The 20798-nt window shown below is 59.3% G+C and carries 16 protein-coding genes; 13 read left to right on the forward strand and 3 right to left on the reverse strand.

Translation table 11 applies throughout. The annotated features are described in order from the left end of the window. Positions 1–16: 16 nt before the first annotated feature. Together BK660_RS08490 and arcD (BK660_RS08495) are read right to left on the reverse strand one after the other, a co-directional pair. Positions 17–880 carry a DNA-3-methyladenine glycosylase family protein gene (locus BK660_RS08490; protein WP_123432930.1) on the reverse strand — a complete coding sequence of 288 codons (864 nt, stop codon included), beginning with the start codon at positions 878–880 and terminating at the stop codon, positions 17–19. Further along, positions 877–2304, reverse strand: coding sequence for an arginine-ornithine antiporter (arcD, locus tag BK660_RS08495; protein ID WP_123432931.1), 1428 nt, complete (start codon positions 2302–2304; stop codon positions 877–879). The genes BK660_RS08490 and arcD (BK660_RS08495) overlap by 4 nt, the downstream gene beginning before the upstream one ends. Positions 2305–2766: 462 nt before the next feature. Between arcD (BK660_RS08495) and arcD (BK660_RS08500) the strand changes: the two genes are divergently transcribed. The 12 genes from arcD (BK660_RS08500) to BK660_RS08555 all read left to right on the forward strand — a co-directional run bounded on the left by arcD (BK660_RS08500) (position 2767) and on the right by BK660_RS08555 (position 17331). Beyond that, positions 2767–4194, forward strand: a complete 1428-nt coding sequence (gene arcD, locus BK660_RS08500; protein WP_123432932.1) for an arginine-ornithine antiporter — start codon at positions 2767–2769, stop codon at positions 4192–4194. Between the two features lie 35 nt (positions 4195–4229). Further along, the gene (gene arcA / locus BK660_RS08505) at positions 4230–5486 is read left to right on the forward strand and encodes an arginine deiminase (protein WP_123432933.1); all 1257 of its coding nucleotides are present in this window, start codon (positions 4230–4232) and stop codon (positions 5484–5486) included. Between the two features lie 81 nt (positions 5487–5567). Continuing rightward, on the forward strand, positions 5568–6578 hold the full coding sequence (locus BK660_RS08510) for an ornithine carbamoyltransferase (RefSeq protein ID WP_123432934.1): 1011 nt from the start codon (positions 5568–5570) through the stop codon (positions 6576–6578). 84 nt (positions 6579–6662) lie between these two features. Continuing rightward, a complete protein-coding gene (gene arcC, locus BK660_RS08515) occupies positions 6663–7592 on the forward strand; it encodes a carbamate kinase (protein WP_123432935.1) in 930 nt (309 codons plus the stop codon). A 12-nt stretch (positions 7593–7604) separates the two neighbouring features. After that, complete coding sequence (locus BK660_RS08520) at positions 7605–7967, forward strand: DUF5064 family protein (protein ID WP_123432936.1); 363 nt, start codon at positions 7605–7607, stop codon at positions 7965–7967. Between the two features lie 209 nt (positions 7968–8176). After that, positions 8177–9685: a sigma-54-dependent transcriptional regulator gene (locus BK660_RS08525; RefSeq protein ID WP_123432937.1), complete on the forward strand. Its 1509-nt coding sequence runs from the start codon at positions 8177–8179 to the stop codon at positions 9683–9685. 457 nt (positions 9686–10142) lie between these two features. After that, positions 10143–10526: a glycine cleavage system protein GcvH gene (gene gcvH / locus BK660_RS08530; RefSeq protein ID WP_123432938.1), complete on the forward strand. Its 384-nt coding sequence runs from the start codon at positions 10143–10145 to the stop codon at positions 10524–10526. 12 nt (positions 10527–10538) lie between these two features. After that, a complete protein-coding gene (gene gcvP / locus BK660_RS08535) occupies positions 10539–13388 on the forward strand; it encodes an aminomethyl-transferring glycine dehydrogenase (protein WP_123432939.1) in 2850 nt (949 codons plus the stop codon). A 204-nt stretch (positions 13389–13592) separates the two neighbouring features. Continuing rightward, a complete protein-coding gene (locus tag BK660_RS08540; protein ID WP_123432940.1) occupies positions 13593–14969 on the forward strand; it encodes an L-serine ammonia-lyase in 1377 nt (458 codons plus the stop codon). A 37-nt stretch (positions 14970–15006) separates the two neighbouring features. Next, positions 15007–16131, forward strand: a complete 1125-nt coding sequence (gene gcvT, locus BK660_RS08545) for a glycine cleavage system aminomethyltransferase GcvT (protein WP_123432941.1) — start codon at positions 15007–15009, stop codon at positions 16129–16131. A gap of 404 nt (positions 16132–16535) precedes the next feature. Further along, positions 16536–16748 (forward strand): cold-shock protein, encoded by a 213-nt coding sequence (locus tag BK660_RS08550; RefSeq protein ID WP_003175786.1) that lies wholly within the window; start codon positions 16536–16538, stop codon positions 16746–16748. Positions 16749–16842: 94 nt separating this feature from the next. Then, a complete protein-coding gene (locus tag BK660_RS08555; RefSeq protein ID WP_123432942.1) occupies positions 16843–17331 on the forward strand; it encodes an RDD family protein in 489 nt (162 codons plus the stop codon). Positions 17332–17400: 69 nt separating this feature from the next. On the opposite strand, the gene nadA is transcribed toward BK660_RS08555, so the two are convergent. Beyond that, positions 17401–18459: a quinolinate synthase NadA gene (gene nadA, locus BK660_RS08560; RefSeq protein ID WP_123432943.1), complete on the reverse strand. Its 1059-nt coding sequence runs from the start codon at positions 18457–18459 to the stop codon at positions 17401–17403. Between the two features lie 285 nt (positions 18460–18744). On the opposite strand from nadA, the gene BK660_RS08565 reads away from it, so the two are divergent. Beyond that, positions 18745–20646, forward strand: coding sequence for an acyltransferase family protein (locus tag BK660_RS08565; protein WP_123432944.1), 1902 nt, complete (start codon positions 18745–18747; stop codon positions 20644–20646). Positions 20647–20798: the final 152 nt, after the last annotated feature.

The following is a 20798-nucleotide window of genomic DNA, read 5'->3' on the forward strand; positions in this document are numbered from 1 at the left end:
CAAAGCCCGGATCAGCTCAGTCCATCCGGCTCAACGATGTCCAAAGCAACTGCGCCGCATACCCTCGACAAGGTCGCCACGCCTCGGCGCGCAACAGCAATTCCCGCGCCGTCACCGGCCCGCCCTCAAGCGCCGCCAACGCCTTGATCAACCCCACATCCCCGGACGGAAACGCATCCGGCTCGCGCAACTGGCGCAAGGCAATGTACTGCGCCGTCCAGTCACCAATCCCGTGCAACGCCAACAACCGCGCCACACCGCCCTCTCGCCCCGGCGCAAACAACAGCGAATCATCCAGCAGCGCCTGAGCCACACCCGACAACGTCCGCCCCCGACTTTTCGGCATGCCCAACGTCGCCAGATCCGCCTGCGCCAACACCGTCGGCTCAGGAAACACATGGCTCAAACCCGCCCGCGGCGACAGCAACGGCGCCCCATACTGCGCCACCAACTTACCCGCCAACCGGATCGCCACACCCACGGTAATCTGCTGCCCCAGCACGGCGCGAATCGCCAGTTCCAGCCCATTCCAGGCCCCCGGCACGCGTAAGCCCGGACGCTCGGCAATCAAGCGTTCCATCAATGGGTCCCGCTTCAACTGCCGGTGAATCGACGGCAAATCCGCATCCAGATCAAACATCCGCCGCACCCGCGCCACGATCTCCGGCACTGCTGACGCGTCCGGAAAATCCAGCGTCAGCTCAAGCGCATCACCGCCCACCGGCCCGATCGAAAACGTGCCGTGAACACCGTTCAACCCGATGCTGCGCGAGTAAACCCCGTCGGCCACGACTTCCATACCGGCCACCGCCCGCGCCGACAAGAACTGCAACATCGCCGACCAGTCATACGGCGGTCGATACGCCAGCAACACCCTCACAACGACAGCAAGCCGCTGTACAACCCATAAGCGGCCAACCCGGCACCGATCAGGACACCGGTAAAAATGCCCTTCTCTATATGAGTGAACAGCGGCTCGCCCTGCTCATGCTTGGCCTTGGCAAACAGAATCACCCCCGGTGCATACAACAGCGCCGAAAGCAGCAGGTATTTGACCCCGCCGGCATACAGCAACCACACCGCATACCCCAGCGCGATCCCGCCGATCATCAGATCCTTGGTGCGCTCGGCGCTGGCGTGCTCGTAGGTTTCGCCGCGCCCGCTCAACAACACCGCATACGCTGCCGACCACAGGTAAGGCACCAGAATCATTGAGGATGCGAGGTAGATCAGGCTGGTGTACGTGCCGGCGGAAAACAGGGTGATCAGCAGGAAGAGCTGGATCATCACGTTGGTCAGCCACAGCGCGTTGACCGGCACATGGTTGGCGTTTTCCTTTTTCAGGAAGGCCGGCATGGTCTTGTCCTTGGCCGTGGCGAACAGGATCTCGGCACACAGCAGCGCCCAGGACAGCAACGCCCCCAGCAGCGAAATCGCCAGGCCGACACTGATCAGCAACGCGCCCCAGGGCCCGACGATGTGTTCCAGCACCGCTGCCAGTGACGGGTTCTGCAAGTTGGCCAGTTCCGGCTGACTCATGATGCCCAGCGACAACACGTTCACCAGCACCAACAACGCCAGCACCCCGAGAAAACCGATGACCGTCGCCCGGCCCACGTCCGAGCGTTTCTCCGCACGCGCCGAATACACACTGGCACCCTCAATGCCGATAAACACGAACACCGTCACCAGCATCATATTGCGCACCTGGTCCACCACCCCGCCGAAACTCGGGTTGCTACGGCCCCAGATGTCCCGGGTAAAAATGTCGGCCTTGAAGGCGACGGCGGCGATGACGATGAACATGATCAGCGGCACGATCTTGGCCACGGTGGTCACCTGGTTGATGAACGCCGCCTCCTTGATCCCGCGCATCACCAGAAAATGCACGGCCCACAGCAGCACCGAAGCGCAGCCGATGGCAATCGGCGTGTTGCCCTGGCCAAAGACCGGAAAGAAATAACCGAGGGTGCTGAACAGCAACACGAAATAACCGACGTTGCCGAGCCAGGCACTGATCCAGTATCCCCAGGCCGACGAGAATCCCATGTAGTCACCGAATCCCGCCTTGGCGTAGGCGTACACCCCGGAGTCCAGTTCGGGTTTGCGATTGGCCAGGGTCTGGAAGACGAACGCCAGGGTCAGCATGCCGACAGCCGTGATGGCCCAGCCGATCAGCACCGCTCCCGCATCGGCCCGCGCCGCCATGTTCTGCGGCAGCGAGAAAATCCCGCCGCCAATCATCGACCCCACCACCAAGGCGATCAGTGCGCTCAAGCGTAGCTTTTGCGTGGGTTGTGACATTCCTGCATCTCCATTCTTTTCCACAGTCGGCCGGGGGCTGTCATGTTTTTGCAACCTTCACAGGGTTGGCTTAACTAAATAGGTACAGCGTAATAACGTTTATTAGAAAACGCCATTTCGGGACCATTTATTTATAACCGATCATTCTATGTGCATCAGGGCAAAGAGCGAATTGTTGGATTAATCCTAATAAATGAATTCTGCACTGGAAACGCGTACCAAATATTTGCGGAAACGCCAAAACGAACTAATTTAAAGATCGCCAGCCAAGCTCTCTTATTTCGGATAGCTCTGAGCGAGCGGTCTGGACTAGGCTTCTGCGGCAGTCCGTGTGTGGCCGAAGTAGCATCCAAAAGTCTTTAATTAACAATGGAATGTGCCAATGCACTGATCTAAGTCAGATGTTCGAACAGCTAACAGAACTACTCTGTTGTCTCTCTTCTCCTGCACTGGAGTCATGCGATGTCTGAATCCCCCGGAAAACTGAAACTCGGCGCATTGGTTGCACTGGTAGTCGGCTCAATGATTGGTGGCGGGATCTTCTCTTTGCCACAAAACATGGCCGCCAGTGCCGACGTTGGCGCGGTCCTGATTGGTTGGGCCATTACCGCCGTCGGCATGCTCACGCTGGCCTTCGTCTTTCAAACCCTGGCCAACCGCAAGCCTGATCTGGATGGCGGGGTGTACGCCTACGCCAAAGCCGGTTTCGGCGACTACATGGGTTTCTCTTCCGCCTGGGGGTACTGGATCAGTGCCTGGCTGGGCAACGTCGGCTACTTCGTGCTGTTGTTCAGCACCCTCGGTTACTTTTTCCCGATTTTTGGTGAGGGTAATACGGTCGCAGCCATCATCGGTGCATCGGTGTTGCTCTGGGGTGTGCATTTCCTCGTGTTGCGCGGGATCAAGGAAGCGGCATTCATCAACCTGGTGACCACGGTCGCCAAGATCGTGCCGCTGGTGCTGTTTGTGTTGATCGCGATTTTCGCCTTCAAACTGGACATCTTCACCGCCGACATCTGGGGCCTGAAAAACCCGGACCTGGGCAGCGTGATGAATCAGGTGCGCAAAATGATGCTGGTCACCGTCTGGGTGTTCATCGGCATCGAGGGCGCGAGCATTTTCTCGGCCCGCGCGGAAAAACGCAGCGACGTGGGTAAAGCCACCGTCATCGGTTTCATCACCGTACTGCTGTTCCTGGTGTTGGTGAACGTGTTGTCCCTGGGGATCATGACCCAACCGGAACTGGCCAAGCTGCAGAACCCGTCGATGGCGGCAGTGCTCAAGCATGTGGTCGGTGACTGGGGCGCGGTGCTGATCAGCGTCGGTCTGATCATCTCGCTGCTGGGGGCCTTGCTGTCGTGGGTGCTGCTGTGTGCGGAGATCATGTTCGCCGCCGCCAAGGACCACACCATGCCGGAGTTCCTGCGCAAGGAAAACGCCAACCACGTGCCGGTCAACGCCCTGTGGCTGACCAACGCGATGGTCCAGCTGTTCCTGATCATCACCCTGTTTTCGGCCAGTACCTACCTGTCGCTGATCTACCTCGCCACCTCGATGATCCTGGTGCCTTACCTGTGGTCGGCGGCCTACGCGCTGCTGCTGGCGGTGCGCGGCGAGACTTACGAAAACAATTCGGGCGAACGCACCAAGGACCTGCTGATCGGCGCCATCGCGGTGATCTACGCGGTCTGGCTGGTCTACGCCGGCGGCACCAAATACCTGCTGCTGTCCGCCCTGCTCTATGCGCCCGGCGTGATCCTGTTCGCCAAGGCCAAGCGGGAACTGGGCAAACCTGTTTTCACCAACGTCGAGAAGCTGATTTTTGCAGCCGTGATCATAGGTGCCGTGGTGGCGGCCTATGGACTGTATTCCGGCTTCCTGACCCTGTAACACCTGAATAATTTGTCATCTGGAGGATCACTGTAATGACCACGGAAAAAGTTAAGTACGGCGTGCATTCCGAAGCCGGCAAACTGCGCAAAGTCATGGTTTGTTCCCCCGGCCTGGCCCACCAGCGGCTCACCCCGAATAACTGTGACGAACTGCTGTTTGATGATGTGCTGTGGGTCGCCCAAGCCAAGCGTGACCACTTCGACTTCGTCACCAAGATGCGCGAACGCGGGATCGACGTTGTAGAAATGCACAACCTGCTGACCGACATCGTCGCCATCCCCGAAGCGCTGGACTGGATTCTGGAACGCAAGGTCACCGCCGATTCGGTGGGTTTGGGCCTGATCAACGAAGTGAAATCCTGGCTGAAAAGCCTGGAGCCGCGTCATATCGCCGAGTTCCTGATTGGCGGTGTCTCCGCCGATGACCTGCCGGACACCTTCGGTGGCAAGACCATCCAGATGTTCCGCGACTTCCTCGGCCACTCCAGCTTCATTCTGCCGCCACTGCCAAACACCCAGTTCACGCGCGACACCACGTGCTGGATCTACGGTGGCGTGACCCTGAACCCGATGTACTGGCCGGCGCGCCGTCAGGAAACACTGCTGACCACCGCCATCTATAAATTCCACCCGCAGTTCACCAACGCCGAATTCGAGATCTGGTACGGCGACCCGGACGTGGATCACGGCAGCTCCACCCTTGAAGGCGGCGACGTGATGCCAATCGGTAACGGTGTGGTGCTGATCGGCATGGGCGAACGTTCGTCCCGTCAGGCCATAGGCCAACTGGCGCTCAACCTGTTCAAGAACAAAGCCGTGGAAAAAGTCATCGTCGCCGGCCTGCCGAAATCCCGCGCCGCGATGCACCTGGACACCGTGTTCAGCTTCTGCGACCGCGACCTGGTGACCATTTTCCCTGAAGTCGTGAACCAGATCGTCGCCTTCACCCTGCGTCCGGACGAGAAAAAACCGGGCGGCATCGACATCCGACGCGAAGACGGCACGTTCCTCGACACCGTAGCCAAGGCCCTCAACCTGAAAGCGTTGCGGGTCGTCGAAACCGGCGGCAACAGCTTCGCTGCCGAACGCGAACAGTGGGACGACGGCAACAACGTGGTGGCCGTGGAGCCGGGCGTAGTCATCGGCTACGACCGCAACACCTACACCAATACCTTGCTGCGCAAGGCGGGCATTGAGGTCATCACCATCAGCGCCGGCGAACTGGGCCGTGGACGCGGGGGCGGCCACTGCATGACCTGCCCGATCATTCGCGACCCTATCGACTATTAATCATTGAGCCCTGGCCGCGGCTGCCTTCTACCCGAAGGCAAGCAGGGCCAGGGGGATTACCGACACCTAAGGAGATCCATCATGGCTTTCAACATTCACAACCGTAATTTGCTGAGCCTGGAACACCACACCCCTCGCGAATTGCGTTATCTGCTCGACCTGTCCCGCGACCTCAAGCGCGCCAAGTACACCGGCACCGAGCAGCAGCACCTCAAAGGCAACAACATCGCGCTGATCTTCGAAAAAACCTCGACCCGTACCCGTTGCGCCTTCGAAGTCGCCGCTTATGACCAGGGCGCCAACGTCACCTATATCGACCCGAACTCTTCGCAGATCGGCCACAAGGAAAGCATGAAGGACACCGCCCGCGTGCTGGGCCGCATGTACGACGCCATCGAGTACCGTGGCTTCAAGCAGGAAATCGTCGAGGAACTGGCCAAGTTTGCCGGCGTGCCCGTGTTCAACGGCCTGACCGATGAATACCACCCGACGCAAATGATCGCCGACGTGCTGACCATGCGTGAGCACGCCGACAAGCCGATCCACGAGATCAGCTACGTCTACCTGGGCGACGCCCGCAACAACATGGGCAACTCGCTGCTGCTGATCGGCGCCAAGCTGGGCATGGACGTGCGTATCTGCGCGCCGAAAGCACTGTGGCCGCTGGATGATCTGGTTGAGCGCTGCCACAAATATGCGGAAGAAAGTGGCGCGCGCATCACCCTGACCGAAGACACCAAAGCCGCGGTCAAAGGCGTGGACTTCATCCACACCGACGTCTGGGTTTCGATGGGCGAACCGGTCGAAGCCTGGGCTGAACGTATCCAGCAACTGCTGCCGTATCAGGTCAACGCCGAACTGATGAAAGCCACCGGCAACCCACGCACCAAGTTCATGCACTGCCTGCCGGCCTTCCACAACAGTGACACCAAGATCGGCAAGCAGATTGCCGAGCAGTACCCGAACCTGAAGAACGGCATCGAAGTGACCGATGACGTGTTCGAGTCGCCGGCCTGCATCGCCTTCGAGCAAGCGGAAAACCGCATGCACACCATCAAGGCGATCCTGGTGTCGACCCTGGCTGACCTTTAACGGCGCACCCGGCTCCCACATTGGTCCGGGTTTCACAGGGATACCGAGTTGCTCGCAACCTCTTTGATTGGAAGGATTGCCATTATGCGTATCGTCGTAGCTCTGGGCGGTAACGCCCTGCTCCGCCGTGGTGAACCCATGACCGCGGACAACCAGCGCGCCAACATCCGGATCGCCACCGAACAAATCGCCAAGATCCATGCCGGCAACCAACTGGTGATCGCCCACGGCAATGGCCCGCAGGTCGGCCTGTTGTCGCTGCAAGCCGCGGCCTACACCTCGGTGTCGCCTTATCCGCTGGACGTGCTCGGTGCCGAAACCGAAGGCATGATCGGCTACATCATCGAACAGGAACTGGGCAACCTGCTGGACTTCGAAGTGCCCTTCGCCACTCTGCTCACCCAGGTCGAAGTCGACGCAAACGACCCGGCGTTCCAGAACCCCACCAAACCGATCGGCCCGGTGTACGCCAAGGCCGAAGCAGAAAAACTCGCAGCCGAAAAAGGCTGGGCAATTGCCCCGGACGGCGACAAATATCGTCGTGTGGTGGCCAGCCCGAAACCGAAACGCATTTTCGAAATCCGTCCGATCAAATGGCTGCTGGAAAAAGGCAGCATCGTGATCTGCGCCGGCGGTGGCGGCATCCCGACCATGTACACCGCCCCCGGCAAGCTGGAAGGCGTTGAAGCGGTGATCGATAAAGACCTGTGCTCGGCGCTGCTGGCCGAACAACTGGAAGCCGATATCCTGGTGATCGCTACCGACGTCAGTGCCGCGTTCATCGATTACGGCAAGCCAACCCAGAAAGCCATCGGCCAGGCTCACCCGGACGAAATGGAAAAACTCGGCTTCGCCGCAGGCTCCATGGGACCGAAGGTTCAGGCCGCCTGCGAGTTCGCCCGCCACACTGGAAAAACCGCGGTAATCGGTTCACTCTCGGACATTGAAGCGATCGTCCAGGGCAAGGCAGGTACGCGCATCAGCACGGCGAAACCTGGCATTACTTACTTGTAGGGAGAGACGTCTATGGCACAGTTTGAACCGGGTCACTTGCACATCGAGCGTCACGCGCTGACCGACGATGATGTCAGCTACAACATTCACCTGGACTATGAAGTCAGCAAGAATCCCAAAGGGGAAAAAGGCATTCAATTCACCATGCATGGCAGCATTCAGGGCAAGGACATGAAAGAGACCTTCTTCCTGCCCAAGGTCGAGGCCTATAACTTTGCCAGCAACGTGACGAAAATTGCCGAGCAGTACGGCATTCCAAAGACACACAGCCAGATTGGTTCGGTTCACAAGCATTACGATCTGATGTTTGAAGACATTCGCGTGCAGCTCGACATGAAATCCGGCGACCCGGTAGACCTCGAGAAATTCGAATAACCCACGCCCCCCCTGTAGGAGTGAGCCTGCTCGCGATAGCGGACTGATATTCACCATGGATGTCGACTGATGCACCGCTATCGCCGGCAAGCCGGTCTCACTCCTACAAGGGATAGGTGTAGGCCCTGAAATCCTGAGCCGGATTTCACCTTCCCCGCCCGCCAAGGCATACTTGCGCCCCTCCGCACTCCAGAACCAAAAACCGCCCCATGCGTATCCACGTCAGCTTCATCGACCGCGTCGGCATTACCCAGGAAGTCCTGGCCCTGCTCGGTGGGCGCAATCTCAATCTGGATGCGGTGGAAATGGTCCCGCCCAACGTTTACATCGATGCCCCGACCTTGAGCCCCGAAGTCCTCGAAGAGCTGCGCGATGCGCTGTTCAGCGTGCGTGGCGTGCAAGCGGTGACGGTGGTCGACATCCTTCCCGGCCAGCGCCGACACCTGCAACTCGACGCCTTGCTCGCCGCCATGACCGACCCGGTACTGGCCCTGGACAGTGCCGGCAAAGTGCTGCTGGCCAACCCGGCATTGATTGCGTTGTACGGGCGCGAACCGGCGGGTGAAAGCATCGCTGATCTGTTTGCCGACCCGGCGCTGCTCGACACCCTTCTTGAACAGGGCTTTCGCTTGCCGCTGCGGGAAATCACGGTCAACGGCCAGACCTTGCTGCTGGACGCGACGCCAATCACCGACGCGGGTGCCCTGCTGACCCTGTATCAACCCAACCGCATCGGCGAACGCCTTTCGGCGCTGCACCATGACCACGCCGAGGGGTTCGATGCACTGCTCGGCGAGTCGCCGGTGATCCGCACCCTCAAGGCGCGCGCCCAACGGGTCGCGGCTCTTGATGCGCCATTGCTGATTCAGGGTGAAACCGGCACCGGCAAGGAGTTGGTCGCCCGGGCTTGCCACGCCATCAGCGCCCGGCACAGTTCGCCATTTCTGGCGTTGAACTGCGCGGCATTGCCGGAGAACCTCGCCGAAAGTGAACTGTTCGGCTATGCCCCCGGTGCCTTTACCGGCGCGCAACGGGGCGGCAAACCGGGGCTGATGGAACTGGCCAACCAGGGCACGGTGTTTCTCGATGAAATCGGTGAGATGTCGCCGTACTTGCAGGCGAAACTGCTGCGTTTTCTCAATGACGGCAGCTTCCGCCGGGTCGGCGGTGATCGTGAGGTCAAGGTCAATGTGCGGATCCTCAGCGCGACCCACCGCGACCTGGAAAAAATGGTCAGCGAAGGCAGCTTCCGCGAAGACCTGTTTTACCGCCTCAACGTCCTCAACGTTGAAGTCCCGCCGCTGCGCGAACGTGGCCAAGACATCCTGTTGCTCGCCCGCTATTTCATGCAGCAAGCCTGCGCGCAAATCCAGCGCCCGGTTTGTCGCCTGGCGCCGGGTACCTACCCGGCATTGCTGGGCAATCGCTGGCCGGGCAACGTGCGGCAATTGCAGAACGTGATTTTCCGCGCCGCGGCGATTTGCGAAAGCACGCTGGTCGACATCGGCGACCTCGACATCGCCGGCACCTCGGTGGCACGCCAGAGCGACAGCGATGTCGACAGCCTGGAGCAGGCGATGGAAGCGTTCGAGAAAACCCTGCTGGAAAAACTCTACGTCAGCTACCCCTCCACCCGCCAACTGGCCACCCGCCTGCAAACGTCCCACACGGCGATTGCCCATCGGCTGCGCAAGTACGGCATTCCCAACAAGCCCTGAGCTTAGGGTTGAACCACAACCCACAAACACCACAAAACCAATGTGGGAGCGGGCTTGCTCGCGAAGGCGTAGTGTCAGGCAGCAATGAGGGTGACTGACCCACCGCTTTCGCGAGCAAGCCCGCTCCCACATAGGGTGTGGTGTGCTGAAGACCCCACTCAAAAACGACCTCCATCTGTACTGAAAGCGCTACAGCGGAACGATATCGCTACACCCCTCCCCGATCACGGCTGTGCAAGGCTTTGATCCACCTCGGCTTTCTTCCCCGACTTTGTCCGTATCGATTTCGCTACAGCTGGCGAATTCCGCCGCCCCGAAAAACACACCAAGCTACTGATAAATAAAGATAAAACCAACATTGGCCGTGTTCTTGCTATGTAGTCCGTCATAACAGGGCTCTTTTGCCCAAGCATTCAATAGCGTCCACCAGACGAGTCTGGCCCCCTTAGGAGTTCTCATGAGCGATTTGCGTTTTACTGAAGATCACGAATGGCTGCGCACCGAAGCTGACGGCAGCGTTACTGTCGGCATCACCGCTTTCGCACAGAACGCCTTGGGCGACGTGGTTTTCGTACAACTGCCTGAGCTGCAGTCCTACGACAAAGGCGCTGAAGCCGCCACCGTGGAATCGGTAAAAGCCGCCAGCGGCGTGTACATGCCACTCGACGGCGAAGTGCTGGAAGTCAACCCGGCACTCGACAGCAGCCCTGAACTGGTCAACGAAGATCCGCTGGGCGAAGGCTGGTTCTTCCGCTTCCAGCCAAGCGACGCCTCTGCCGTCGCCAAACTGCTGGACCAGGACGCCTACGACCGCCTGATCAAAGCCCAAGCCGACGCCTGAGGAGCAACCGACATGACTATCAATCTGACCACCGCCAACGAATTCATCGCCCGTCACATCGGCCCGCGTGCCGGCGACGAGCAAGCCATGCTCAACAGCCTCGGCTTCGACTCGCTGGAAGCCCTGAGCGCCAGCGTTATCCCGGACAGCATCAAAGGCACCAGCGTGCTGGGTCTGGAAGACGGTTTGAGCGAAGCTGAAGCCCTCGCCTCGATCAAAGCCATCGCTGGCAAGAACCAACTGTTCAAGACCTACATTGGCCAGGGCTACTACGGCACCCACACGCCGTCACCGATCCTGCGCAACCTGCTGGAAAACCCGGCCTGGTACACCGCCTACACCCCGTACCAGCCAGAAATTTCCCAGGGCCGTCTCGAAGCGCTGCTGAACTTCCAGACCCTGATCAGCGACCTGACCGGCCTGCCGATTGCCAACGCGTCCCTGCTCGACGAAGCCACCGCCGCTGCCGAAGCCATGACCTTCTGCAAACGCCTGAGCAAGAACAAGGGCAGCCACGCCTTCTTCGCTTCCGTGCATTGCCACCCGCAAACACTCGACGTACTGCGCACCCGTGCCGAGCCGTTGGGTATCGACGTAGTGGTCGGTGACGAGCTCGAACTGACTGACGTGACGCCGTTCTTCGGCGCGCTGCTGCAATATCCGGCCAGCAACGGTGACGTATTCGATTACCGCGAACTGACCGAGCGTTTCCACGCCGCCAACGCACTGGTGGCTGTGGCCGCTGACCTGTTGGCCCTGACCGTGCTGACCCCGCCGGGCGAATTCGGTGCCGACGTGGCCATCGGCAGCGCCCAGCGTTTCGGCGTTCCGCTGGGCTTCGGTGGCCCGCACGCGGCGTACTTCTCTACCAAAGACGCGTTCAAGCGCGACATGCCGGGCCGTCTGGTCGGTGTCTCGGTGGACCGTTTCGGCAAGCCGGCCCTGCGCCTGGCCATGCAAACCCGCGAGCAACACATCCGTCGCGAGAAAGCCACGAGCAACATCTGCACCGCCCAAGTGCTGTTGGCCAACATCGCCAGCATGTACGCCGTGTACCACGGTCCGAAAGGCCTGACCCAGATCGCCAACCGCGTGCATCACCTGACCGCCATTCTGGCCAAAGGCTTGAACGCACTGGGCCTGACCGTCGAACAAGCCAGCTTCTTCGACACCCTGACCCTGGCCACCGGCGTGCAAACCGCCGCGCTGCACGACAAGGCTCACGCCCGGCAGATCAACCTGCGCGTCATCGATGCTCAGCGTCTGGGCCTCTCGGTGGACGAAACCACCACTCAGGCTGACATCGAAACCCTGTGGGCGCTGTTCGCCGACGGCAAGACCCTGCCGGACTTCGCTGCGCTGGCTGCCTCGGTACAGAGCACCATCCCGGATTCGCTGGTGCGTCAATCGCCGATCCTCAGCCACCCGGTGTTCAACCGCTATCACTCGGAAACCGAGCTGATGCGCTACCTGCGCAAGCTGGCCGACAAGGACCTGGCGCTGGACCGCACCATGATCCCGCTGGGTTCGTGCACCATGAAACTCAACGCTGCCAGCGAAATGATCCCGGTGACCTGGGCTGAATTCGGTGCCCTGCACCCGTTCGCCCCGGCCGAGCAAAGCGCCGGCTACCAGCAACTGACCGACGAACTGGAAGCGATGCTGTGCGCCGCGACCGGTTACGACTCGATCTCGCTGCAACCGAACGCCGGTTCGCAAGGTGAATACGCTGGCCTGCTGGCCATCCGCGCCTATCACCAGAGCCGTGGCGAAGACCGTCGCGACATCTGCCTGATCCCGTCGTCCGCCCACGGCACCAACCCGGCCACCGCCAACATGGCTGGCATGCGTGTGGTTGTGACCGCTTGCGACGCACGCGGCAACGTCGACATCGAAGACCTGCGCGCCAAGGCCATCGAGCACCGCGAACACCTCGCAGCGCTGATGATCACCTACCCGTCGACTCACGGCGTGTTCGAAGAAGGCATCCGCGAAATCTGCGGCATCATTCATGACAACGGCGGCCAGGTGTACATCGACGGCGCCAACATGAACGCGATGGTCGGCCTCTGCGCACCGGGCAAGTTCGGCGGCGACGTGTCGCACCTGAACCTGCACAAAACCTTCTGCATTCCACACGGCGGTGGCGGCCCGGGCGTCGGCCCGATCGGCGTGAAATCGCACCTGACCCCGTTCCTGCCGGGCCACGCCCAGATGGAACGCAAGGAAGGCGCGGTCTGCGCAGCACCGTTCGGCAGCGCGAGCATTCTGCCGATCACCTGGATGTACATTCGGATGATGGGCGGCGCCGGCCTGAAACGCGCTTCGCAGCTGGCGATCCTCAATGCCAACTACATCTCCCGTCGTCTCGAAGAGCACTACCCGGTTCTGTACACCGGTAGCAACGGCCTGGTCGCGCACGAATGCATCCTCGACCTGCGTCCGTTGAAAGACAGCAGCGGCATCAGCGTTGATGACGTCGCCAAGCGCCTGATCGACTTCGGCTTCCACGCCCCGACCATGTCGTTCCCGGTCGCCGGCACGTTGATGATCGAGCCGACCGAAAGCGAATCCAAGGAAGAACTGGACCGTTTCTGCGACGCGATGATCCGCATCCGCGAGGAAATCCGCGCGGTGGAAAACGGCACGCTGGACAAGGAAGACAACCCGCTGAAGAACGCTCCGCACACCGCGGCAGAGATCGTTGGCGAGTGGACGCATCCGTACAGCCGTGAGCAAGCGGTGTATCCGGTTGCATCGTTGATCGAAGGCAAATACTGGCCACCGGTCGGTCGCGTCGACAACGTGTTTGGTGATCGCAACCTGGTGTGCGCCTGCCCGTCGATCGAAAGCTACGCTTAAACCAGTGTGGGGCGGGTTCGCCTGCCCCCACCGTCAAGAACACCGTATATCCCCTTGTGGGAGCGGGCTTGCTCGCGAATGCGGTGGATCAGTCACCCTCAATGTTGCCTGACTCACCGCATTCGCGAGCAAGCCCGCTCCCACAGGGGTCCGTGCAACACCCAGATTCCGTGAATTCCTATAACAAGAAACCGGAGAACAACCATGTCGTTAAGCGTGTTCGACCTGTTCAAGATTGGCATCGGCCCCTCCAGCTCCCACACCGTCGGCCCGATGCGCGCAGCCGCGCGTTTCGCCGAAGGGTTGCGCCGCGAAGGGCTGCTGGCCGCCACCACCTGCGTCAAAGTCGAGCTCTACGGCTCGCTCGGCGCCACCGGCAAGGGGCACGGCAGCGACAAGGCTGTGTTGCTCGGCCTGGAAGGTGAACACCCGGACACCGTGAATACCGAAACCGTCGCCGCCCGCCTGCAAGAGATTCGCGGCAACGGTCGCTTGAACCTGCTCGGTGAACACAGCATTGCGTTCAACGAGAAAGAACACCTGGCAATGATCCGCAAGCCGTTGCCCTATCACCCCAACGGCATGATCTTTCGCGCATTCGACGCCGCCGGCCTGCAGATCCGCAGCCGCGAGTACTACTCGGTCGGCGGTGGTTTTGTGGTCGATGAAGACGCCGCCGGTGCCGACCGCATCGTCGAAGACGCCACGCCGCTGACCTTCCCGTTCAAAAGTGCCAAGGACTTGCTCAGTCATTGCACCACCTATGGCCTGTCCATCAGCCAGGTGATGCTGACCAACGAAAGCGCTTGGCGCCCGGAAGCGGAAACCCGCGCCGGCCTGCTGAAAATCTGGCAAGTGATGCAGGACTGCGTCGATGCCGGTTGCCGCAACGAAGGCATTCTGCCCGGCGGATTGAAGGTCAAACGTCGCGCGGCGGCATTGCATCGGCAATTGTGCAAGAACCCGGAATCGTCGTTGCGCGACCCGCTGTCGGTGCTGGACTGGGTCAACCTGTACGCCCTGGCGGTCAACGAAGAAAACGCCAATGGCGGACGCGTCGTGACTGCACCCACAAACGGTGCAGCCGGGATCGTTCCGGCGGTTTTGCATTACTACATGCGCTTCATTCCCGGTGCGACCGAAGACGGCGTCGTGCGCTTCCTGCTGACGGCAGCAGCCATCGGCATTCTCTACAAGGAAAACGCCTCGATCTCCGGCGCCGAAGTCGGCTGTCAGGGCGAAGTCGGCGTGGCCTGCTCCATGGCGGCCGGCGCGTTGTGCGAGGTCCTTGGCGGGACCGTGCAGCAAGTGGAAAACGCCGCTGAAATCGGCATGGAACACAACCTCGGCCTGACCTGCGACCCGATTGGCGGGCTGGTGCAAGTGCCTTGCATCGAGCGCAACGCCATGGGTTCGGTGAAGGCGATCAATGCGGTCCGCATGGCCCTGCGCGGCGACGGTCAGCACTTCGTCTCCCTCGACAAGGTCATCCGCACCATGCGCCAGACCGGCGCCGACATGAAAAGCAAATACAAGGAAACCGCCCGCGGCGGTTTGGCGGTCAACATTATCGAGTGCTGATGCTCACGCGCATTGCACACTTTTTCAGGAGCTGAATATGTCCACCGAACAATTGCTGAAAACCCCGCTGCACGCACTGCACATCGAACTCGGCGCACGCATGGTGCCGTTCGCCGGCTATGACATGCCGGTCCAATACCCGCTCGGCGTGATGAAAGAACACCAGCACACCCGTGATCAGGCCGGGCTGTTCGATGTGTCGCACATGGGCCAGATCCGCCTGACCGGCGCCAACGCCGCCAAGGCCCTGGAAACACTGGTGCCGGTAGACATCATCGACCTGCCGGTGGGCATGCAGCGCTACGCAATGTTCACCAACGAAACCGGTGGCATCCTCGACGACCTGATGGTTGCCAACCTCGGTAACGACGAACTGTTCCTGGTGGTCAACGCCGCCTGCAAGGATCAAGACCTGGCGCACCTGCGCAAGCACATCGGCGAGCAGTGCACCATCGAGCCGCTTTTCGAAGAACGCGCGTTGCTGGCGCTGCAAGGCCCGGCCGCCGTCACCGTGCTCGCCCGCCTGGCGCCGGAAGTGTCGAAGATGACCTTCATGCAGTTTGCCCGCGTGAAACTGCTGGGCGTGGACTGCTTTGTCAGCCGTTCGGGCTACACCGGTGAAGACGGTTTCGAAATCTCGGTACCGGCCGCCAACGCCGAAGCCCTGGCTCGCGCCCTGCTGGCTGAACCCGAAGTAGAGGCCATCGGCCTTGGCGCTCGCGATTCGCTGCGCCTGGAAGCCGGCCTGTGCCTCTATGGCCACGACATGAACACCGAGACCACCCCGATCGAAGCAAGCCTGCTGTGGGCCATCTCCAAGCCTCGTCGTGCCGATGGCGCGCGGGCCGGCGGTTTCCCTGGCGCTGAAACCGTATTCGCACAACAACAAGGTGGCGTCAGCCGCAAGCGCGTCGGTTTGCTGCCTCAGGAACGCACGCCCGTGCGTGAAGGCGCAGAAATCGTCAACGAAGCCGGCGACATCATCGGCGCCGTTTGCAGTGGCGGCTTCGGTCCGACCCTGGGCGCGCCTTTGGCCATGGGTTACCTCGACAGCGCTTATATCGCTATCGATACACCCGTATGGGCGATTGTCCGTGGGAAAAAGGTGCCTTTGCTTGTAAGCAAAATGCCATTTGTTGCACAACGCTACTATCGCGGCTGATTGACTGTTTCTATAAGTAACGCGGTTGCGTTAACAGTGCACTAATGTGTAACGCAACCGCCATAAAATAGTGCATATCTTTATAGCCAGTCTTCGTTTATGAACGTTGCTTATAACGATCGAAAACAACTGAACAGCGGCAAAGAATAAGACGGCACTAGTGGATCGACTAGTACGCTCAACCTGAGCAAAACCGGGCCTCTGACGGGGCTTGTTTTTTCTCCCGTAGTTGGCGTAGAGTTTGTTCACTGTGTTTGCATGGGTCGCTTGGAATCGTGACCTGGGCAGTAGCCTACAAGTTAGCTACATCCCGTTCGACGTCTTCTTACTCTCCTGCAACCAGCCCCAGTACTCTTTCACGAGAAGGAGACTGTCATTAATTTTTGCGTCAAAGGAAATAAGAAATGTCCCAACGTCAGAGCGGTACCGTCAAGTGGTTTAACGACGAGAAAGGTTTTGGTTTTATCACTCCTGAAAGCGGTCCGGATCTGTTCGTGCATTTCCGCGCCATCCAGGGCAACGGCTTCAAGAGCCTGAAAGAAGGCCAGAAAGTGACTTTCGTTGCGGTGCAAGGCCAAAAAGGCATGCAGGCTGACGAAGTACAAGCAGAAGCCTAATCTTCTGTTACGAAAAAGCCCCTGATGCTGACATCAGGGGCTTTTTTGTGCGCGTAAATCCGTAAAATGGCTTTTTTTCCGCCCAGAGGCTGCCATGTCGAAACACCTGCTCAACCCCCAGGGCGACTTTCCCGCCGCCACGCTGGGTCGTCGCCTGGCAGCGATGTTCTATGACTTCCTGTTGTGTACCGCCCTGCTGATCGTCACCAGCGGCATTTACAAGATGATCCAGATGGCGCTCCTCGGCGAAGAGAAAATGCGCACCCTGACTGAAGCAGGCGCACTGGACGGTGATCCATTGCTCTCGACGGTGCTGCTGTTTGTGCTGTTCGGCTTCTTCGCCAAGTTCTGGACCTGGTCGGGCCAGACCCTCGGCATGCAGGTGTGGTGCATTCGTGTGCAGAATGCCGATGGCTCGTCCATCAGCCTGTGGCAGGCGTTGCTGCGGTTTGTGGTGTCGATTGCTTCTTGGTTGTGCGTGGGCCTGGGGTTTATCTGGCCATTATTTGATAAGCAGAAACGCAGCTGGCATGACATGTACTCCAACACTCAGCTTGTGCGCATCCCGAAGAAGACCCAGTAATTCAGCCATACAGAAACCACTGTGGGAGCAAGCTTGCTCCCACAGTTTTTTGTGACGGGCTGAAAGACCTCAGGCGTTGCCGGCCAGCTTCATCCGTGCAGCTTGAGTAAAGTCCAGCATGCGCTTCAACGGCCGAATCGCCTGGGGAATCAGCGCCGGGTCCACGAAGATCTCGTTCGCCCCCTCTTTCAAGCTCTTCAGCGTGCGCTCAAGGGTGTTCATCGCCATCCACGGGCAGTGCGCGCAACTGCGGCAGGCTGCGCCGTTACCGGCCGTTGGCGCCTCGATGAAGACCTTGTCCGGGCACAACTGCTGCATCTTGTAGAAGATGCCGCGATCGGTGGCGACGATCAGGGTCTTGTTCGGCAGGCGCTGGGCCGCTGCGATCAACTGACTGGTGGAACCGACGGCATCCGCCAGCTCGATCACCGACGTCGGCGATTCCGGGTGCACCAGAATGGCGGCGTCCGGGTACAACGCTTTCATGTCTTCGAGCTGCTTGGACTTGAACTCTTCGTGAACGATGCAGGCACCGTCCCACAGCAGCATGTCCGCACCGGTCTGGCGCTGAATGTAAGTGCCCAGGTGTTTGTCCGGGCCCCAGATGATGGTCTCGCCGTTATCCATCAGGCTTTCGACGATTTCCAGCGCGCAGCTGGATGTCACCACCCAGTCCGCCCGCGCCTTGACCGCCGCCGAGGTGTTGGCATACACCACCACCGTGCGTTCGGGGTGCTGATCGCAAAACGCCGAAAACTCGTCCACCGGGCAACCCAGGTCCAGCGAGCACGTCGCTTCGAGGGTTGGCATCAGCACGCGTTTTTCAGGGGTGAGGATTTTCGCGGTTTCGCCCATGAACTTCACACCGGCGACCACAACGGTCGTGGCCGAGTGATCTCTGCCGAAACGAGCCATCTCCAGCGAGTCTGAGACGCAACCACCGGTTTCTTCGGCCAAAGCCTGAATCACCGGATCACAATAGAAGTGGGCAACCAGCACCGCGTCCTGAGCCTTGAGCTCGGCGGCGATGGCGGCACGGTAATAAGCCTCTTCTTCGGCGGTCAGCGGCTTGGGCTGCTTGGCGTCGAGGTGAGCTTGAACCAGAAGGCGTTCGGAAATCTGCGTCATGTTCGCAAGACCTGCAGGCGCTTTCGCGCGAAAGTCGAGTATACACCCGGCTCCGGACCCTTCAGGGTACCGCCGGGAGAGTGAGTATCATCAGGCACGGACAGCGTTGAAGATGCGCAAGGCTACAGAATATCCCGTGGATGCAAAAGATGATTCTGAGCAGTATTGCCCCCCACTGCTCTACACCGATGCTCATAGGCAATAGATTTGTAGTGGGAATGTACAAATCAGTAAACACGGCCACTACAATGCCACCTATCAAAGGGACGTGACAGTGGGTAGAAAATGCAATTCCATAAAAATATCAATGCATTACGAGCAGTCGCCGTCATATCGGTAGTGCTTTTCCACTTCAAGATCGAGGGGTTCGGTGGGGGTTTTGCGGGGGTTGACGTCTTTTTCGTTATATCCGGCTTCCTGATGACTGGTATCATCTTTACCGGCCTCCAAAAACAAAGCTTCTCCCTCCTCGGATTCTACGCATCAAGAGCACGCAGAATTGTTCCGGCACTGCTGGCCCTGTGCGTTGCGCTATTGGTGTTCGGCTTCGTGTTCCTGCCCCTGGATGACTATCGGGACGCAATCAGGACGATTAAAAGCAGCCTGCTCTTCAGCTCAAATTTCACGTTTGCCAAAGGCGGAAGCTATTTTGATTCCCCGCTACACGAAAATTGGCTGCTGCATACCTGGTCGCTGTCAGTTGAGTGGCAGTTCTACATGCTCTACCCCATGCTGCTCATGGCGCTGTACAAATGCCTTGGCGACCGCAAGACCACCCATGCACTGGCGGTGCTGGCCTTGATGTCCTTCGGCGCCTCCGTCCTTGTGACGAAGGCCAACCCAGTCTTTGCGTTCTACATGCTGCCTACCCGTGCCTGGGAGCTGATCGCGGGGGGCTTGGTGTTTCTGATGCCCCTTCAACTCGGCAAGCGCAACAGCACGATCTGCGAGGGACTCGGGCTACTCGCAATTCTGGCCAGTGTGTTTTGCTTTTCCGAGCAGGATCTCTGGCCTGGATATCGGGCTGCGTTACCTGTCTTAGGCACAGTGCTGGTGATCTACGGGAACACTCAGTCAGTGTTCAGCAGCAACAAGGCTCTGCAATTCACCGGAAAAATCTCTTACTCCGTTTACCTGTGGCATTGGCCACTGGTGGTGTTTCTCTATAGCTGTGGTTTGCTCACGAGCATGCCGCACATTGTCGGTGCAATCGTTCTTTCGTTCGTGTTGGGCTCACTGTCGTTCTACCTGATTGAGTCGAAGGTGAAGCACATTACATCTGCTCCAGGAACGATCCTAAAATTCGCGTCATACGCAGTGGGGATTATTGCCATGTCAGCTATAACGTCCTCGGTTGTGAAGGACCACCCAGCCGTGCGATTTGCGTTTGTCGACTTGGGGCAGCCCGAGTACACCAGCAAGCTGTACCCGCAGGAGTGCTACCCCAACAACTATGCCGCCGCGGACTGCAAACTCGGGACAGGAGAAGTGTCGGTCATTCTATTTGGCGACAGTCATGCTCAATCCACGGCTGCGGCTGTACAGATGGAGAACAAGCAGGCCGCATTGTCCTGGGCTCGCGGCGGTTGCCCAACCCTGCAAAACTTCGAAATGCGTGACAAAGCGCTGGAAAGCCAATGCCAAGCGTTCAATCACGAAAAACTGGAAGTGTTGAAAAAGTCGTACCAGGGCATCCCCGTGGTTCTTTTCAGCAGGGCGGCGCTGTACTCAGACCCAAGCAGAAACAACAGTTACCATATTTTTTTCCCCGAGCAGAAGCGCCTGGATGATTCATCATTTGTCGAAGCCTATACGGCGCAATACTCCGACGTCGTCTGCTCGATCGCGAAAAATCACCCGGTTTATATCGTGAAGCCGATTCCGGAAATGCCCTTCAGCGTCTACAAAGGCCTGAATCTGCATCGGCGGATATTCCAGCAGGCATCAGACATTTCCATCCCGCTTGATGAATACGAGAAGCGCAACAGGAACGCTATCGCTGCAATTGAAGCAGTGGCGAAGCGTTGCAATGTGACGGTGGTCGATCCCACTCCATACCTTTGTCCTGACGGAAACTGCATGGGATCAAAGGACGGCGTTCCTCTGTATTTCGATGACAACCATCTCGTGGACGCGGGCAATGAACAGCTGAAGGGGTTGTTCAAAGGAGTGGCAAAAGAAATATAGGACCGAGAAGGCGCTCGAGCGCCCGCCCTAAAAATAAAAACGCCCGATGCAATGCATCGGGCGTTACGGTGAAACGGGTGTAAACCTGTGTCAGGGTTAGACGTTGCTTTATCACGGACAAAAAAAAATCCGGAAATCCTCACTTGCGTGGG

It is taken from the genome of Pseudomonas brassicacearum, from assembly GCF_003732265.1.
Classification (GTDB): domain Bacteria; phylum Pseudomonadota; class Gammaproteobacteria; order Pseudomonadales; family Pseudomonadaceae; genus Aquipseudomonas; species Aquipseudomonas brassicacearum_D.

Bases quoted from the DNA above. Each gene is read 5' to 3' on its own strand.
- gcvP (WP_123432939.1), top strand. From the start codon at position 10,539: ATGACTATCAATCTGACCACCGCCAACGAATTCATCGCCCGTCACATC.
- arcA (WP_123432933.1), top strand. From the start codon at position 4,230: ATGACCACGGAAAAAGTTAAGTACGGCGTGCATTCCGAAGCCGGCAAA.
- gcvT (WP_123432941.1), top strand. From the start codon at position 15,007: ATGTCCACCGAACAATTGCTGAAAACCCCGCTGCACGCACTGCACATC.
- BK660_RS08510 (WP_123432934.1), top strand. From the start codon at position 5,568: ATGGCTTTCAACATTCACAACCGTAATTTGCTGAGCCTGGAACACCAC.
- BK660_RS08540 (WP_123432940.1), top strand. From the start codon at position 13,593: ATGTCGTTAAGCGTGTTCGACCTGTTCAAGATTGGCATCGGCCCCTCC.
- nadA (WP_123432943.1), bottom strand. From the start codon at position 18,459: ATGACGCAGATTTCCGAACGCCTTCTGGTTCAAGCTCACCTCGACGCC.
- arcC (WP_123432935.1), top strand. From the start codon at position 6,663: ATGCGTATCGTCGTAGCTCTGGGCGGTAACGCCCTGCTCCGCCGTGGT.
- BK660_RS08550 (WP_003175786.1), top strand. From the start codon at position 16,536: ATGTCCCAACGTCAGAGCGGTACCGTCAAGTGGTTTAACGACGAGAAA.
- BK660_RS08565 (WP_123432944.1), top strand. From the start codon at position 18,745: ATGCAATTCCATAAAAATATCAATGCATTACGAGCAGTCGCCGTCATA.
- arcD (WP_123432931.1), bottom strand. From the start codon at position 2,304: ATGTCACAACCCACGCAAAAGCTACGCTTGAGCGCACTGATCGCCTTG.
- BK660_RS08520 (WP_123432936.1), top strand. From the start codon at position 7,605: ATGGCACAGTTTGAACCGGGTCACTTGCACATCGAGCGTCACGCGCTG.
- BK660_RS08525 (WP_123432937.1), top strand. From the start codon at position 8,177: ATGCGTATCCACGTCAGCTTCATCGACCGCGTCGGCATTACCCAGGAA.
- arcD (WP_123432932.1), top strand. From the start codon at position 2,767: ATGTCTGAATCCCCCGGAAAACTGAAACTCGGCGCATTGGTTGCACTG.
- gcvH (WP_123432938.1), top strand. From the start codon at position 10,143: ATGAGCGATTTGCGTTTTACTGAAGATCACGAATGGCTGCGCACCGAA.
- BK660_RS08555 (WP_123432942.1), top strand. From the start codon at position 16,843: ATGTCGAAACACCTGCTCAACCCCCAGGGCGACTTTCCCGCCGCCACG.